Annotated in this window: 16 protein-coding genes and 1 pseudogene; 8 read left to right on the top strand and 9 right to left on the bottom strand. The window is 63.0% G+C overall.

The window, feature by feature from the left end; all coding sequences use genetic code 11:
• The first annotated feature begins 5 nt into the window (after positions 1-5).
• The 4 genes and pseudogenes from CAG11_RS10845 (at position 6) to cysN (ending at position 4,292) form a co-directional block, all read left to right on the top strand.
• Entirely contained in the window at positions 6-764 is a 759-nt protein-coding gene (locus CAG11_RS10845; protein WP_022642339.1) for a Nif3-like dinuclear metal center hexameric protein, read from the top strand.
• Between the two features lie 213 nt (positions 765-977).
• Entirely contained in the window at positions 978-1,895 is a 918-nt protein-coding gene (cysD, locus tag CAG11_RS10840) for a sulfate adenylyltransferase subunit CysD (RefSeq protein WP_022642340.1), read from the top strand.
• A gap of 104 nt (positions 1,896-1,999) precedes the next feature.
• Positions 2,000-2,329, top strand: a pseudogene (locus CAG11_RS10835) (four helix bundle protein); the annotation flags it as partial.
• Positions 2,330-2,393: 64 nt separating this feature from the next.
• Entirely contained in the window at positions 2,394-4,292 is a 1,899-nt protein-coding gene (gene cysN / locus CAG11_RS10830) for a sulfate adenylyltransferase subunit CysN (protein ID WP_085596298.1), read from the top strand.
• A 115-nt stretch (positions 4,293-4,407) separates the two neighbouring features.
• Here the strand turns inward: cysN and CAG11_RS10825 are convergent, their stop codons facing one another.
• Genes CAG11_RS10825 through CAG11_RS10815 form a run of 3 tightly spaced genes read right to left on the bottom strand, consistent with a single transcriptional unit; the run spans position 4,408 to position 7,810 of the window.
• Positions 4,408-5,313, bottom strand: a complete 906-nt coding sequence (locus tag CAG11_RS10825; protein WP_022642343.1) for an acyltransferase — start codon at positions 5,311-5,313, stop codon at positions 4,408-4,410.
• Positions 5,314-7,413: a phosphate acetyltransferase gene (gene pta, locus CAG11_RS10820; protein ID WP_085596297.1), complete on the bottom strand. Its 2,100-nt coding sequence runs from the start codon at positions 7,411-7,413 to the stop codon at positions 5,314-5,316.
• Positions 7,414-7,471: 58 nt separating this feature from the next.
• Complete coding sequence (locus CAG11_RS10815) at positions 7,472-7,810, bottom strand: DUF3565 domain-containing protein (protein WP_083456939.1); 339 nt, start codon at positions 7,808-7,810, stop codon at positions 7,472-7,474.
• On the opposite strand from CAG11_RS10815, the gene CAG11_RS10810 reads away from it, so the two are divergent.
• The 3 genes from CAG11_RS10810 (at position 7,779) to CAG11_RS10800 (ending at position 10,184) form a co-directional block, all read left to right on the top strand.
• Positions 7,779-8,264 carry a peptidylprolyl isomerase gene (locus CAG11_RS10810; RefSeq protein ID WP_022642345.1) on the top strand — a complete coding sequence of 162 codons (486 nt, stop codon included), beginning with the start codon at positions 7,779-7,781 and terminating at the stop codon, positions 8,262-8,264. The genes CAG11_RS10815 and CAG11_RS10810 overlap by 32 nt on opposite strands.
• A gap of 121 nt (positions 8,265-8,385) precedes the next feature.
• Positions 8,386-8,868, top strand: a complete 483-nt coding sequence (locus CAG11_RS10805) for a glutathione peroxidase (RefSeq protein ID WP_053134161.1) — start codon at positions 8,386-8,388, stop codon at positions 8,866-8,868.
• A 212-nt stretch (positions 8,869-9,080) separates the two neighbouring features.
• Positions 9,081-10,184: an NADH:flavin oxidoreductase gene (locus tag CAG11_RS10800; protein ID WP_085596296.1), complete on the top strand. Its 1,104-nt coding sequence runs from the start codon at positions 9,081-9,083 to the stop codon at positions 10,182-10,184.
• On the opposite strand, the gene CAG11_RS10795 is transcribed toward CAG11_RS10800, so the two are convergent.
• Both CAG11_RS10795 and cysZ read right to left on the bottom strand, forming a co-directional pair.
• Positions 10,181-11,461 carry a glycosyltransferase family 1 protein gene (locus CAG11_RS10795; protein WP_085596295.1) on the bottom strand — a complete coding sequence of 427 codons (1,281 nt, stop codon included), beginning with the start codon at positions 11,459-11,461 and terminating at the stop codon, positions 10,181-10,183. The genes CAG11_RS10800 and CAG11_RS10795 overlap by 4 nt on opposite strands.
• A gap of 120 nt (positions 11,462-11,581) precedes the next feature.
• Positions 11,582-12,337, bottom strand: coding sequence for a sulfate transporter CysZ (cysZ, locus tag CAG11_RS10790; protein ID WP_085596294.1), 756 nt, complete (start codon positions 12,335-12,337; stop codon positions 11,582-11,584).
• Between the two features lie 310 nt (positions 12,338-12,647).
• Here cysZ and trxB point away from each other — a divergent pair, with 310 nt between their 5' ends.
• Entirely contained in the window at positions 12,648-13,610 is a 963-nt protein-coding gene (trxB, locus tag CAG11_RS10780; protein ID WP_053134173.1) for a thioredoxin-disulfide reductase, read from the top strand.
• 66 nt (positions 13,611-13,676) lie between these two features.
• Here the strand turns inward: trxB and CAG11_RS10775 are convergent, their stop codons facing one another.
• The 4 genes from CAG11_RS10775 to folE form a co-directional block, all read right to left on the bottom strand.
• Positions 13,677-14,015, bottom strand: a complete 339-nt coding sequence (locus tag CAG11_RS10775) for a HopJ type III effector protein (RefSeq protein WP_085596293.1) — start codon at positions 14,013-14,015, stop codon at positions 13,677-13,679.
• Positions 14,008-14,304 carry a DUF1244 domain-containing protein gene (locus tag CAG11_RS10770; protein WP_085596292.1) on the bottom strand — a complete coding sequence of 99 codons (297 nt, stop codon included), beginning with the start codon at positions 14,302-14,304 and terminating at the stop codon, positions 14,008-14,010. The genes CAG11_RS10775 and CAG11_RS10770 overlap by 8 nt, the downstream gene beginning before the upstream one ends.
• Before the next feature lie 94 nt (positions 14,305-14,398).
• The gene (gene folX, locus CAG11_RS10765; protein ID WP_085596291.1) at positions 14,399-14,770 is read right to left on the bottom strand and encodes a dihydroneopterin triphosphate 2'-epimerase; all 372 of its coding nucleotides are present in this window, start codon (positions 14,768-14,770) and stop codon (positions 14,399-14,401) included.
• Positions 14,771-15,331 (bottom strand): GTP cyclohydrolase I FolE, encoded by a 561-nt coding sequence (folE, locus tag CAG11_RS10760; protein ID WP_022642355.1) that lies wholly within the window; start codon positions 15,329-15,331, stop codon positions 14,771-14,773.
• Positions 15,332-15,333 lie beyond the last annotated feature (2 nt).

Raw genomic sequence — 15,333 nt, 5'->3', positions numbered from 1 at the left:
CTTTCATGGCCGTTGCCCTGAGCACACTGGTAGAAGAAGCGGATCGCTACCTGGGCAGTTCGCGTATCGCCGACTATTGCCCCAATGGCCTGCAGGTCGAAGGGCGTCCACAGGTCATGCGCATCGTCAGTGGAGTCACCGCCAGCCAGGCGTTGCTGGACGCGGCAGTAGAGGCCAAGGCCGACCTGGTGCTGGTCCACCATGGCTATTTCTGGAAAGGCGAGAACCCTTGCATCACCGGCATGAAGCAGCGCCGGTTGAAGACCCTGCTCAAGCATGACATCAGCCTGCTGGCCTATCATCTGCCCCTGGACCTGCATCCGGAAGTGGGCAACAACGTGCAATTGGCCCGGCAACTGGACATAACCGTGGAAGGCCCGCTGGATCCGGAGAACCCCAAGGTCGTGGGGCTGGTGGGTTCCCTGGACGAGCCCGTCACTGCGCGGGACTTCGCCCGCCGGGTACAGGAAGCGATGGGCCGCGAACCGCTGCTGGTGGAAGGCAGCGAGATGATCCGCCGGGTCGGCTGGTGCACCGGCGGTGGCCAGGGTTACATCGACCAGGCGGTGCAGGCCGGGGTCGACCTGTACCTGAGTGGTGAGGCTTCGGAACAGACCTTCCACAGCGCCCGGGAGAACGACATCAGTTTCATCGCTGCCGGCCACCATGCCACCGAGCGTTACGGCGTGCAGGCGCTGGGTGACTACCTGGCCCGGCGCTTCGCCCTGGAGCACCTGTTCATCGATTGCCCGAACCCGATCTGACGGCATTTCGTCAGGTCTTTCCCGGTGGGCCCCGCCGGTGTCGATCGCCGTTTGCGGCCGCATCGGCAGGGCCCGGAACCAGCGAACGGGCGGGTATATTCATATATCGTTTCGTTCTAGTTGGCTCCCTGATTAGAAGAAGGCCGCTGTGCTAGCATGCCCCGCTCGAACACGGCCCGCAGGCCGTCCATAAGAAAGCTTTCGTGAGTAGCCATGGTCGACAAACTGACGCATCTGAAACAGCTGGAGGCGGAAAGCATCCACATCATCCGCGAGGTGGCGGCCGAGTTCGACAATCCGGTGATGCTGTACTCCATCGGCAAGGACTCTGCGGTGATGTTGCATCTGGCCCGCAAGGCGTTCTTCCCCGGCAAGCTGCCGTTCCCGGTGATGCACGTCGATACCCGGTGGAAATTCCAGGAGATGTACAAGTTCCGCGATCGCATGGTCGAGGAAATGGGCCTGGACCTGATTACCCACGTCAACCCCGATGGCGTGGCCCAGGGCATCAACCCCTTCACCCACGGCAGCGCCAAGCACACCGATATCATGAAGACCGAGGGCCTCAAGCAGGCCCTGGACAAGCACGGCTTCGACGCCGCGTTCGGCGGGGCTCGCCGCGATGAAGAGAAGTCCCGCGCCAAGGAGCGCGTCTACTCGTTCCGCGACAGCAAGCACCGCTGGGACCCGAAGAACCAGCGTCCCGAGCTGTGGAACGTGTACAACGGCAAGGTCAACAAGGGCGAGTCGATCCGTGTGTTCCCGCTGTCCAACTGGACCGAGCTGGACATCTGGCAATACATCTACCTGGAAGGTATCCCGATCGTGCCGCTGTACTTCGCCGCCGAGCGTGAAGTGATCGAGAAGAACGGCACCCTGATCATGATCGACGACGAGCGCATCCTCGAACACCTCAGCGATGAGGAGAAGGCGCGCATCGTCAAGAAGAAAGTGCGTTTCCGTACCCTGGGCTGCTACCCGTTGACGGGCGCGGTCGAGTCCGAAGCCGAGACCCTGACCGACATCATCCAGGAAATGCTCCTGACCCGTACGTCGGAGCGCCAGGGCCGGGTCATCGACCACGATGGCGCAGGCTCGATGGAAGACAAAAAACGCCAAGGGTACTTTTAAGCTTCGAGTTACAAGCGGCAAGCAGCAAGTTAAAGGCGGTATGCGTAACGTCGTGGTTTGTTGCTTGCAGCCGGTTGTTGCGAGCCGGAATCGGAACACTCGTCATGGATTTCGAGAAACTGATTGTTTGGCAGCGAAGCAAAGCTTTGGCGGTGGGGATTTATAAAGAGTTTGCGCAGTGCGGGGACTTTGGATTCAAGGACCAGATCACTCGCTCTGTTCTTTCGGTGCCTTCCAATATTGCCGAGGGCATGGAGCGTCGTAGCAATAAAGAGAAAGTCCATTTTCTCTGGATTGCGAAAGCTTCTTGCGGCGAACTCCGGACTCAAATCCTTATCGCTCGTGAAATTGCCTACATCGCGAACCCGCTGGCTGAGAATTGGATTAAAGAAACCCGCGAGCTATCGAAGATGCTCAGCGGCTTGATCAAAAAATTTCTGACTAGCTGTACGCCGACAAGCTTGCCGCTTGAAGCTTACAGCTTGGAGCTTGAACGCTATGAGCCACCAATCCGATCTGATCAGCGAGGACATCCTCGCCTACCTGGGCCAGCACGAACGCAAGGAACTGCTGCGCTTCCTTACCTGCGGCAACGTGGATGACGGCAAGAGCACCCTGATCGGGCGCCTGCTGCACGACTCGAAGATGATCTACGAAGATCACCTGGAAGCCATAACCCGTGACTCGAAGAAGGTCGGCACCACCGGTGACGACATCGACCTGGCCTTGCTGGTGGATGGCCTGCAGGCCGAGCGCGAGCAGGGCATCACCATCGACGTGGCCTACCGTTACTTCTCCACCGCCAAGCGCAAGTTCATCATCGCCGACACCCCGGGCCATGAGCAGTACACCCGCAACATGGCCACTGGCGCCTCCACCTGCGACCTGGCGATCATCCTCGTAGACGCCCGCTACGGCGTGCAGACCCAGACCCGCCGGCACAGCTACATCGCTTCCCTGCTGGGGATCAAGCACATCGTCGTGGCCATCAACAAGATGGACCTCAAGGGGTTCGACCAGGACGTGTTCGAGTCGATCAAGGCCGACTACCTGCAGTTCGCCAAGGGCCTGAAGATCCAGCCCACCAGCCTGCACTTCGTGCCGATGTCGGCGCTCAAGGGCGACAACGTAGTGAACCGCAGCGAGCGTTCGCCGTGGTACACCGGCCAGTCGCTGATGGAAATCCTCGAGACCGTGGAGGTTTCCGGCGATCGCAACTTCACCGACCTGCGTTTCCCGGTGCAGTACGTCAACCGTCCGAACCTGAACTTCCGCGGTTTCGCCGGCACCCTGGCCAGCGGCATCGTGCACAAGGGCGACGAAGTGGTGGTGCTGCCTTCGGGCAAGAGCAGCCGGGTCAAGTCCATCGTCACCTTCGAAGGCGAACTGGAGCAGGCCGGTCCCGGCCAGGCCGTGACCCTGACCATGGAGGACGAGATCGACATCTCCCGGGGCGACCTGTTGGTGCATGCCGACAACGTGCCGCCGGTGACCGAGAACTTCGAAGCCATGCTGGTATGGATGGCCGAGGAGCCGATGCTGCCGGGCAAGAAATACGACATCAAGCGCGCCACCAGCTATGTGCCGGGTTCGATCGCCAGCATCGTTCACAAGGTCGATGTGAACACCCTGGAAGAGGGTGCTGCCAGCGCCCTGCAACTGAACGAGATCGGCAAGGTCAAGGTCAGCCTCGACGCACCGATCGCCCTGGATGGTTATGAAAGCAACCGCACCACGGGCGCGTTCATCGTCATCGATCGCCTGACCAACGGCACCGTTGGCGCCGGCATGATCATCGCCCAGCCTGTGGCCCACGGCAGCGCCTCCCAGCATGGCAAGCTGGCCCATGTCGCCACCGAGGAGCGTGCCCAGCGCTTCGGCCAGCAGCCGGCCACCGTGCTGTTCAGCGGCCTGTCGGGCGCAGGCAAGAGCACCCTGGCCTATGCCGTGGAGCGCAAGCTGTTCGACATGGGGCGGGCGGTGTTCGTCCTCGACGGCCAGAACCTGCGTCACGACCTGAACAAGGGCCTGCCCCAGGATCGCGCCGGGCGTACGGAAAACTGGCGGCGTGCGGCTCACATTGCCCGTCAGTTCAACGAGGCGGGCTTGTTGACCCTGGCGGCGTTCGTGGCGCCCAGTGCCGAAGGTCGCGAGCAGGTCAAGGGGCTGATCGGCAAGGAGCGTCTGCTGACGGTCTATGTCCAGGCTTCGCCAGCCGTATGCGCCCAGCGTGATCCCCAGGGCCTCTATGCCGCCGGTGGCGACAACATCCCGGGCGAGTCCTTCCCCTATGACGTGCCGCTGGATGCCGACCTGGTGATCGACACCCAGTCCGTATCGCTGGAAGAGGGCGTCAAGCAAGTGCTGGATCTGCTGCGCAAGCGCGGCGCGATCTAAGGTAAGGGCAGCGGCGAGCTCCTAGCTTCAAGCTGCAAGAAAAAGCCCGCGGACAGGCGACTGTCCGCGGGCTTTTTTGTGTCTGTTCGAACGCGAAGAGGCCCTTGCAGGCGCTTCATCGCTTGCCCGGATACTCCCGGTGCAGTTGCTCGAGCAGCGCGTCCTTGGCTTGCCAGCGCTGGTTGATCCAGTCCTGGAAGGCCTGCCGATAAACCGCGTCCTGTTCGTAGTTGCGCCCGATGAACTGCTGGGGAATCGACACTTCTTCGAAACGCACCACCACGTCCTTGAGCTTGCCGCTGAGCAAGTCCCAGAACCCCGGGCGGCCGGCAGGGTAGTGGATGCTCACGTCGACGATCGATTGCAGCTGCTCGCCCATGGCATCCAGCACGAAGGCGATGCCGCCGGCCTTGGGCTTGAGCAGGTACTTGAATGGCGATCGCTGCTGGGCATGCTTGGCCTCGGTGAAGCGCGTGCCCTCGACGAAGTTGAAGATACCCACCGGATTGCTGCGGAATTTCGCGCAGGTCTTGCGGGTGGTTTCCAGGTCCTTGCCCTTTTTTTCCGGATGCTTTTCCAGGTAGGCCTTGGAGTAGCGCTTCATGAAGGGAAAGCCCAGGGCCCACCAGGCCAGGCCGATCACCGGCACCCAGATCAGTTCCTGCTTGAGGAAGAACTTCAGTGGGCGGATACGCCGGTTGAGCACGTACTGCAGCACCAGGATATCGACCCAGCTCTGGTGGTTGCTGGTGACCAGGTAGGAGTGCTGGTAATCCAGGCCTTCAAGGCCTTGCACGTGCCAGCGAGTGCGGCAGACCAGCTGCATCCAGGCCTTGTTGTTGCTGATCCAGGCCTCGTGGGTGTGGTTCATCAACCAGTGGCTGAAACGCTGGGTGAGGCGCAACGGCAAGGCCTTGAAGAGCGCCACGCAGAACAGGAACGAGCACAGCAAAATAGTGTTGAGCGCCAGCAGCAGCGAGGCGATGGTGCCGCGTACGGCACCCGGTAGAAAGTCCAGCATTCAGGCATCCATGGGTCGGTTGGCAGCTTGGATCGCCGTCAGGGCGATGGTGTAGACGATGTCGTCCACCTGGGCGCCGCGCGGCAGGTCGTTCACCGGCTTGCGCAGGCCTTGCAGCATCGGCCCCAGGCTCACGCAATCGGCGCTGCGTTGCACCGCCTTGTGGGTGGTGTTGCCGGTGTTCAGGTCGGGGAACACGAACACCGTGGCCTTGCCCGCCACCTGGCTGTTGGGGGCCAGTTGCCGGGCGACGTTCTCGTTGGCGGCGGCGTCGTACTGCAGCGGGCCGTCGATCAACAGCGAGCGCTGGGCTTCATGGGCCAGCAGGGTGGCCTCGCGGACCTTCTCCACTTCTTCGCCGCTGGCCGAGTCGCCACTGGAGTAGCTGATCATCGCCACCCGTGGCGAGATGCCGAAGGCCGCTGCCGAATCGGCGCTCTGCAGGGCGATCTCCGCCAGTTCGCTGGCGCTGGGGTGGGGGTTCATCACACAGTCCCCGTAGACCAGCACCTGCTCGGGAAACAGCATGAAGAACACCGAGGACACCAGGGTGCAGCCCGGCGCGGTCTTGATCAATTGCAGGGCCGGGCGGATGGTGTTGGCGGTGGAGTGGACGAGCCCGGAAACCAGGCCGTCGACCTCGTCCAGGGCCAGCATCACGGTGCCGATCACCACCGGGTCTTCCAGTTGCTGCTCGGCCATCGGCGCGTTCAGGCTCTTGCTCTTGCGCAGGGCCACCATGGGCTCGACATATCGCTCGCGGATCAGGTCCGGATCGAGGATCTCCAGGCCCTCGGGCAGCTCGATGCCCTGGGCCCGAGCCACGGCGTGGACGTCGTCCGGCTTGGCCAGCAGCACGCAGCGGGCGATGCCGCGGGCCTGGCAGATGGCGGCGGCCTGCACGGTCAGGGGCTCGCTGCCCTCGGGCAGGACGATGCGCTTGTCGGCTTGCTGGGCGCGCTGGATCAACTGGTAGCGGAACACCGCCGGCGACAGGCGCATTTCCCGCGGGGTGCCACAGCGCTGGTGCAGCCAGTCGGCGTCCAGGTGACTGGCGACGAAGTCGGTGATGATTTCCGCACGCTCGCGGTCATCGATGGGGATTTCCTTGTTCAGGCTGTTGAGCTGGTTGGCGGTGTCGTAGGAGCCGGTGCTTACCGACAGCACCGGCAGGCCGGCATTCAGCGCTCCACGGCACAGGTCCATGATCTTCGGGTCGGGCAGGGTGCCGCTGGTCAGCAGAAGGCCGGCCAGCGGTACGCCGTTGATCGCCGCGAGACTCACGGCGAGGATGATGTCGTCACGGTCGCCCGGGGTCACCACCAGCACTCCGGGCTTGAGCAGCTCCACGGTGTTGCGCATGGTGCGCGCGCAAATGATGATCTTGGTCATGCGCCGGGTTTCGTAGTCCCCGGCGTTGAGTACCTGGGCGCCCATCAGGTCGGCCACGTCGCGGGTGCGCGGGGCATTGAGCTCCGGCTGGAACGGAATGCAGCCCAGCAGGCGGAAGTCGCCACTGCGCAACAGCGGCGAATGTTCCTTCAGGCGGGCGCTGAACGCCTCGATGCTTTCGTCGGTGCGCACCTTGTTGAGGATCACCCCCAGCACCTTCGGATCCCGTGGGCCACCGAACAACTGCGCCTGCAGCTCGACCCGCCCGGACAGCTCGGTGAGCACTTCGTTTTCCGGGGCCGAGACCAGGATCACCTCGGCATCCAGGCTCTTGGCCAGGTGCAGGTTGACCCGGGCCGCGTAGCTGGCGGCACGGGTCGGCACCATGCCCTCGACGACCAGTACATCCTTGCCGATGGCCGCCTGCTGGTAGAGGGTGATGATTTCTTCCAGCAGCTCGTCCAGCTGGCCATCGCCCAGCATCCGCTCCACATGGGCCAGGCCCAGGGGTTGCGGCGGTTTCAGGCCGTGGGTGCGGGCCACCAGCTCGGTGGAGCGTTCGGGGCCGGTGTCGCCCGGATGCGGTTGGGCGATGGGCTTGAAGAAACCGACCTTGAGGCCGGCGCGCTCCAGGGTGCGTACCAGCCCGAGGCTGATGGAGGTCAGGCCCACACCAAAATCGGTGGGTGCGATGAAGAAAGTTTGCATGCGAATTCTCGAAGGGTGCATGGCAAGGGCGACGGTCTATGGCCGTCTGCCGCGCTAGTCAGGGGCTAAGGTTATCGTTTCCGGCGTCCTGCGCACACCAGCCACAGGCAAAGGGCCGGCCTATTTTTTCTGCCCGCCGCGCCGGGTCCAGGACCCAGGCGCGTGACTGCCATGGTGGCTGGTGGCGCAGGTGCTGGGTGTGGCCGCACGACAGTTCGACCACCCAGTGGCCGTCCTCGTCCTGGTGGAAACCGCAGATTGTCGGGGGCTGCTGCATATTCCGTTTGTCCGGGTTCCGTTCGCTTTCGCGCGATTGCTTCGCTAAACTTGGACGTTCTTCATTCTTATGCAAAAGGTCTCGCCCCATGCTGATCGCCGCCAATAAGGCTGTCTCCATCGACTATACCCTCACCAACGACGCTGGTGAGGTCATCGACAGCTCTGCCGGCGGCGCCCCGCTGGTCTACCTGCACGGCGCAGGTAACATCATCCCGGGCCTGGAAAAGGCCCTGGAAGGCAAGCAGGTCGGTGACGAGCTGAAGGTTGCCGTGGAACCTGAAGACGCCTACGGCGAATACGCTGCCGAACTGGTCAGCACCCTGAGCCGCAGCATGTTCGAAGGCGTCGACGAGCTGGAAGTGGGCATGCAGTTCCACGCTTCCGCTCCGGATGGCCAGATGCAGATCGTCACCATCCGTGACCTGGACGGCGACGACGTGACCGTCGACGGCAACCATCCACTGGCTGGCCAGCGCCTGAACTTCCAGGTCAAGGTCGTTGCCATCCGTGATGCCAGCCAGGAAGAAGTCGCCCATGGCCACGTCCATGGCGAAGGCGGTCATCACCACTGAGTTTCTGCGCTAAGCTCAGGATTACTCGAAAGGCGCCCGCGGGCGCCTTTTTAGTCTGCGGCTTTTGGCTGTACTGTCGAGAGGCTGTCTTCTGCAAGAACACGGGAATTTGGAGTTCGTCATGAGTGCTTTTCACGACCTTAAACTGAAAGCCCTGGATGGTCAGGAACTGCCGCTCGCGCCCTTCAAGGGGCAAGTCGTGCTGGTGGTCAACGTCGCTTCCAAATGTGGCCTGACGCCACAATATGCGGCTCTGGAGAACCTCTACCAGCAATACAAGGCCCAGGGTTTCAACGTGCTGGGCCTGCCCTGCAACCAGTTCGCCGGGCAGGAGCCCGGGACCGAGCAACAGATCCAGGAATTCTGCAGCCTCAACTACGGGGTGACTTTCCCCCTGAGCAGCAAGCTGGAGGTCAACGGCCCGGAGCGGCACCAGTTGTACCGCCTGCTGGCAGGCGAGGGTGCGGAGTTTCCCGGGGACATTACCTGGAACTTCGAGAAGTTCCTGGTGGGCAAGGATGGCCGGGTACTGGCGCGTTTCTCCCCGCGCACCGCCCCCGATGATCCCGCCGTGGTCCAGGCCATCGAGAAAGCCCTGAGCTGACTCCGCGCGCCGGGCGCTCGCCCGGCCTGCCGCGCTACCTGTCCGACGCCGCTGCATAGCGGCGTTTTTGCCTCCAGATCACTCAAATCAATAGTGCTGTGCAGTGCCTTGGGGGACGAATATTATCCTCATCATAAGTGCGCCGGGAGCCATACCCGGCGCGGCCTTGTGCGTCGATCCTCGACTCCAGTCCTTTTCTGTCGGAGTGCAGCATGCCTGTCCAAGCCTTGTTCAAACCCTTCCAGCTGGGTGCGTTGGAATTGCCGACCCGTGTGGTGATGGCGCCGATGACCCGCTCGTTCTCGCCGGGCGGCGTGCCCAATTCCAAGGTCATCGAGTACTACCGCCGGCGTGCCGCGGCAGGGGTCGGCCTGATCATCACCGAAGGCACCACCATCGGGCACCAGGCATCCAACGGCTACCCCAATGTGCCGCAGTTCCACGGCGAGGCGGCACTGGCCGGCTGGAAGAAGGTGGTGGACGCGGTCCACGCCGAGGGCGGCAAGATCGTCCCGCAGCTGTGGCATGTGGGCAACGTGCGGCGCCTGGGCACCGAGCCGGATGCCAGCGTGCCGGGCTACGGTCCGTGCGAGAAGCTCAAGGACGGCCAGGTGGTGGTGCATGGCATGACCCACCAGGATATCCAGGAGGTGATCGCTGCATTCGCCCAGGCCGCCAAGGATGCCCAGGGCATCGGCATGGACGGCGTGGAGATCCATGGCGCCCATGGTTACCTGGTGGACCAGTTCTTCTGGGAAGGCAGCAACCAGCGCACCGACGAGTATGGTGGCGACCTGGCCCAGCGCTCGCGTTTTGCCATCGAGCTGATCCAGGCCGTGCGTGCTGCCGTCGGCCCGGACTTCCCGATCATCCTGCGCTTTTCCCAGTGGAAGCAGCAGGACTACGCGGCCCGCCTGGTAGAGACCCCAGAGGCCCTGGAAGCCTTCCTCAAGCCGCTGGTGGATGCCGGCGTGGATATCTTCCACTGTTCCACCCGGCGCTTCTGGGAACCGGAGTTCGAAGGTTCCGAGCTGAACCTGGCCGGCTGGACCCGCAAGCTCACCGGCAAGCCCACCATCACCGTGGGCAGCGTTGGCCTGGATGGCGAGTTCCTGCAGTTCATGGTCAAGACCGACAAGGTGGCGCAACCGGCCAGCCTGGAGAACCTGCTGCAACGCCTGGATAACGACGAGTTCGACCTGGTGGCCGTAGGCCGCGCACTGCTGGTGGATCCGGACTGGGCGCAGAAGGTCCGGGACGGGCGTGACCAGGAAATCCTGCCGTTCAGCCGTGATGCGCTGACAACCCTGGTCTAACCACTGGCTCCGGGTGGCGAGGGGGGCAAGCCCCTGGCCACGCCGAGCGTCTCGCCGCCGCCCTCTACCAGACCGGTCGCCCCGGCCACGGCCTGGAGGGCCGCCGTTGGCGCCTCTTGGCAGGCGCTGCGCAATTGCTCCTCGAACTGTTCGATCACCGTTGCCCAGCCTTGGCGGCTGGCGTGTTGGCGGGCGTTGAGGCGTACCCGGCGCAGGGTCTCGGTTTCTTCCAGCAGCCAGCTGGCGGCATCGCAGAAGGCATTCTCGTCACCCGGCATCGCCAGCACGCCGTTGTAGCCGTGACGGATGTGCTGCGCCGCCGCAGCCTGATCGTAGGCCACTACCGCCAGGCCTGAAGCCAGGGCCTCGAGCACCACGTTGCCGAAGGTCTCGGTAAGGCTGGGAAACAGGAACACGTCACCGCAGGCGTAATGGGCCGCCAGGGCTTCGCCGCGCTGGCTACCGCAGAACAGCGCTTGGGGCAGGCTGCGCTCCAGGCTGGCCCGTTGCGGGCCATCGCCCACCACGATCAATTTCATCTTGCGCTGCGCGTAGGTCGCCTGCACTTGTTCGAAGCAGCGCTTGAGCAGGCCCAGGTTCTTTTCCGGCGCCAGGCGCCCGACATGGATCACCGCCAGGTCATCCGGCTCCAGGCCCCAGCTGGCGCGCAGCTCATTGACCCGTTTGGCCGGGTGGAACAACTGGCTGTCGACGCCCCGGGACAACAGGGACAGGCGTTCGAAGTGGCGCCGCTCCAGCTCCAGGCGCTGGCTGGCGCTGGGGACCAGGGTCAGTTTCGAGCGGTTGTGGAACCAGCGCAGGTAGTGGGTCAGCAAGCGCGTCAGCAAGCCCAGGCCGTACTGGCTGGAGTACTGCTGGAAATTGGTGTGGAAGCCGCTGACCACCGAGATCCCCAGGCGCTTGGCCGCCCGTAGTGCGGATAGGCCAAGGGGCCCTTCGGTGGCGATGTACAGCACATCCGGGCGCTGGCGTTTCCAGCGGCGCAGCAGCTTGTGCATCGACGACTGGCCCCACTGCAACCCCGGATACCCCGGCAACGGCCAGCCCCGGCACAGCAGCAGGGCCTCGTCGCTGCGCCGGCTCTGGTCGCAACCCTGGCGCGGGCGCACCAGTTCCACCTGATGCCCACGGGCCCGCAGGCCATCGCACAGGCGGCCAAGGGTATTGGCCACACCGTTGATTTCCGGCGGGTAGGTCTCGGTGATGAGAGTGATATGCAGGGCTGTGCTCATGGCCCCAGTGTCGGCTGGGGCCATGTCGTCATTGTGACCTTGGGATGATGGATTTATGACTGCCCGGCATTGGGTTCGGGTGCAGTGCTTGCAGGTTGGCCCCCGTGCGATGTCGTGCAGGAGCCGGAACAGGGACGGACAGGTTCAGCGCTGTTGGCCCGGCAAGTTATCCACACCGCGCTCGCGGACCCAGAACAGGGTCGCCCCGGCCACGGCGGCGGGCATCATCAGGATGTTGACGAAGGGAATCATCAGCGCCAGGTAGACGATGCCGCCGAAGCCCAGGCTCTGCCAGCGCTTGGCCCGCAGCCAGGCGAGCATGTCCTGCCAGCTCATCTTGTGGTTGTCCGCCGGGTAGTCGATGTACTGGATGGCCATCATCCAGATACCGAACAACAGCCACAGCGGCGCGGCCACCAGGTTGACCACCGGGATCAGCGAGAGGATGAACAAGCCGATGGCCCGGGGCAGGAAGTAGCCCAGCTTGCGCATCTCCCGGGACAGGGTGCGGGGGATCATCGCCAGCAGTTCGCCCCAGCTGAAGGGAGGGAAATCATCGGTGCCGCGGACCACGGTCTCGACCTTTTCCGCGAGGAAGCCGTTGAACGGGGCGGCGATGATATTGGCCAGCATGGTGAAGCTGAAGAACACCATCAGCACTACCAGCACCACGAACAGCGGCCACAGGATGTAGCTGAGAAAGCTCAGCCATTGCGGCAGGGTCGGCATCAGGGCGTCGACCCAGAGGCTGAATTGATGACCGGCGAAGTAGATCAATCCGACGAACAGCACCAGGTTGACCAGCAGCGGCAAGAGCACGAACAGGCGCAGGCCGGGCGTGAGGATCAACTTGAGGCCCTCACGCAGGTATTGCGGGCCGGACAAGACAGGGGCGGGCATAGAAGGCTCCGAGCAGAAGGAAAACGCGCCGACCTTACCGGCTTTGCACAAGGGGCGAAAGTGCGGCGCATAGGGCGACATCAACGGTAACAAAGACCTCTTCATACGGGTCTTCAGAAGATAGAGACCGCCTATGAGCTGGATTGTTAAACCGTATTTCCTTAATCTTCGCCCCCTCTATACGCTGCACCCATTATTTTTTGGACGGACGAGTTTTAGCCTTCCCCAAGGTTTCGCCGTCCTTTTTTATTCCAGCCGGCAATCCGGCGTTCCGCGCCAGGGCAGCCGGGCCGGTCGATAGGAGTGAGTCATGTCTGATGTACGTCATTCGCGTGTGATTATTCTCGGTTCCGGCCCTGCCGGTTACAGCGCCGCGGTCTATGCCGCCCGCGCCAACCTGAAGCCACTGCTGATCACCGGCATGCAGGCCGGTGGCCAGCTGACCACCACCACCGAAGTCGACAACTGGCCGGGCGACGTGCACGGCCTGACCGGCCCGGCGCTGATGGAGCGGATGCGCGAGCACGCCGAGCGCTTCGAAACCGAAATCGTCTTCGATCACATCAATGCCGTGGACTTCGCCGCCAAGCCCTACACCCTGACCGGTGACAGCGGTACCTACACCTGCGACGCCCTGATCATCGCCACCGGCGCCAGCGCTCGCTACCTGGGCCTGCCATCGGAAGAGGCCTTCATGGGCAAGGGCGTTTCCGCCTGCGCCACCTGCGACGGTTTCTTCTACCGCAACAAGCCAGTGGCCGTGGTCGGTGGTGGCAACACCGCTGTCGAGGAAGCCCTGTACCTGGCCAACATCGCCAGCAAGGTCACCCTGATCCACCGTCGCGATACCTTCCGCGCCGAGAAGATCCTGATCGACAAGCTTCACGCCCGGGTTGCCGAAGGCAAGATCGAGCTCAAGCTCAACGCGACCCTGGACGAAGTGCTGGGCGACAACATGGGCGTGACCGGTGCCCGCCTGAAGAACAACGATGGCAGCTTCGACGAGCTGAAGGTCGACGGCGTGTTCATCGCCATCGGCCACACTCCGAACACCTCGCTGTTCGAAGGCCAGCTGGCGCTCAAGGACGGTTACCTGGTCGTGCAGGGCGGTCGTGAAGGCAATGCCACCGCCACTAGCGTCGAGGGCATCTTCGCCGCCGGCGACGTGGCTGACCACGTCTACCGCCAGGCCATCACCTCGGCCGGCGCCGGTTGCATGGCGGCCCTGGACACCGAGCGTTACCTGGACGGCCTGCAGAACGCTTCGTTCTGATCGTCCTGAAATGAAAAAACCGGCGCAAGCCGGTTTTTTTATGGGTGATGGTCTTGCCGGTGTGGATCAGCGGCGGGTCAGCGGTTGGGCGTTGAACTTCACTCCGGCCAGGCCATGGGCGATCAGGGCGCGGATGTTGCCGTGGTCGCTGCCTTCTGGGGTGGCCAGCACCGAGCGATAGTGCTCGCCGAATGCCAGCAACGCTTCGGCGTCGCTCAGGCCTTCCAGCAGGGCCAGGCCCAGGGTCTTGCACGAGCCTTCGTTCTGCCCGGCGGCGTTCTCCACGCCACCATTGCTGAACGCCTGGGGCTGGTAGTCATAACCGGCGGCGATGAACGCCAGGGTGTCGGCAAAGGCGTGTTCGCCGCTGTTGAGGCTGGCGCGCAGGGTGTTCAGGTCAGTCATGGGGTTTTCCTTTGGCGAACGCCGCTTGCTGCTCGGCGCTGGCTTCTTTCTGATAGAGATTCTTCCACTCGGCGTAGGGCATGCCATACACCACTTCACGGGCGTCATCGAGGCTGACCTCGATCTGGCGCTGGTCGGCTTCGACCTTGTACCACTTGGACAGGCAGTTGCGGCAGAACCCGGCAAGGTTCATCAGGTCGATGTTCTGCACGTCCTTGCGGTTGTCCAGATGGGCCACCAGGCGGCGAAAGGCCGCCGCTTCCAGTTCCAGGCGTTGTTGAGGGGACATAAGACTCTCTGCACATAGAGGGGTGGGAACAGCTGCAAGCTACAAGCTACGAGAGGCAAGTCAAAGCCGAACCGCTTTTACTTGCCGCTTGCCGCTAGCGACTTGCCGCCAACGTGATGGATACCGATTCGGCAAAGCGCAGGGCGTGGGGTTTGTCCACTTCGACCTCGGCGTACTGCACCGAGGCGTTGCTCATCACCAGGTCCAGCAGTTCCTGGGTCAGGCGCTCCAGCAGGGCGAAGCGGTTGCCCTCGACGTGGGCGATGATGGCCTTGGTGATGGTGCGATAGTTCAGCGCGTGATCGATGTCGTTGTCGCGCACCGCATCTTGGGCGGGATACAGGATGGTCAGGTTGATCAGGACATCCTGCTTGTTGAGGATTTCTTCCTCGTTGATTCCGATGTAGGTCCGCAGGAGCAGGTCCTTGACTCGGATACGAGCCATTCCTGGCTGAAGTTGTGGCATTTACTTGCTCCGTCCAATCAATTGCAGGAATTCCTGGCGAGTGGTGCTCGATTCGCGAAAGGCGCCGAGCATCACCGAGGTATGCATGGTGGAATTCTGTTTCTCGACACCGCGCATCATCATGCACATGTGCTTGGCTTCGACCACCACGGCGACGCCGGCTGCCTGGGTCACGCTCTGCACTGCGTCGGCGATCTGCCGGGTGAGATTTTCCTGGATCTGCAGGCGCCTGGCGAACATGTCGACGATGCGCGCGATCTTCGACAGCCCCAGCACCTTGCCCGTGGGAATATAAGCCACATGGGCCTTGCCGATGAAGGGCAGCAGGTGATGTTCGCACAGGGAGTACAACTCGATGTCGGCGACTATCACCATCTCGTCGTTGTCGGAGGCGAACAGCGCGCCGTTGACGATTTCCTCCAGCGACTGCTCGTAGCCATGACACAGGTACTGCATGGCCTTGGCGGCGCGCTTGGGCGTATCGAGCAGACCCTCGCGCTCGGGGTCTTCGCCGAGACCCTTGAGGATCTCGCGGTAGTGCTGGGGCAGGGAAAGGCTCATGC

The organism is Pseudomonas sp. B6(2017), from assembly GCF_002112765.1.
Taxonomy (GTDB): Bacteria; Pseudomonadota; Gammaproteobacteria; order Pseudomonadales; family Pseudomonadaceae; genus Aquipseudomonas; species Aquipseudomonas piscis.
The sequence above is the reverse complement of the archived record's forward strand: the minus strand, read 5'-3'. Positions and strand labels throughout refer to the sequence as shown.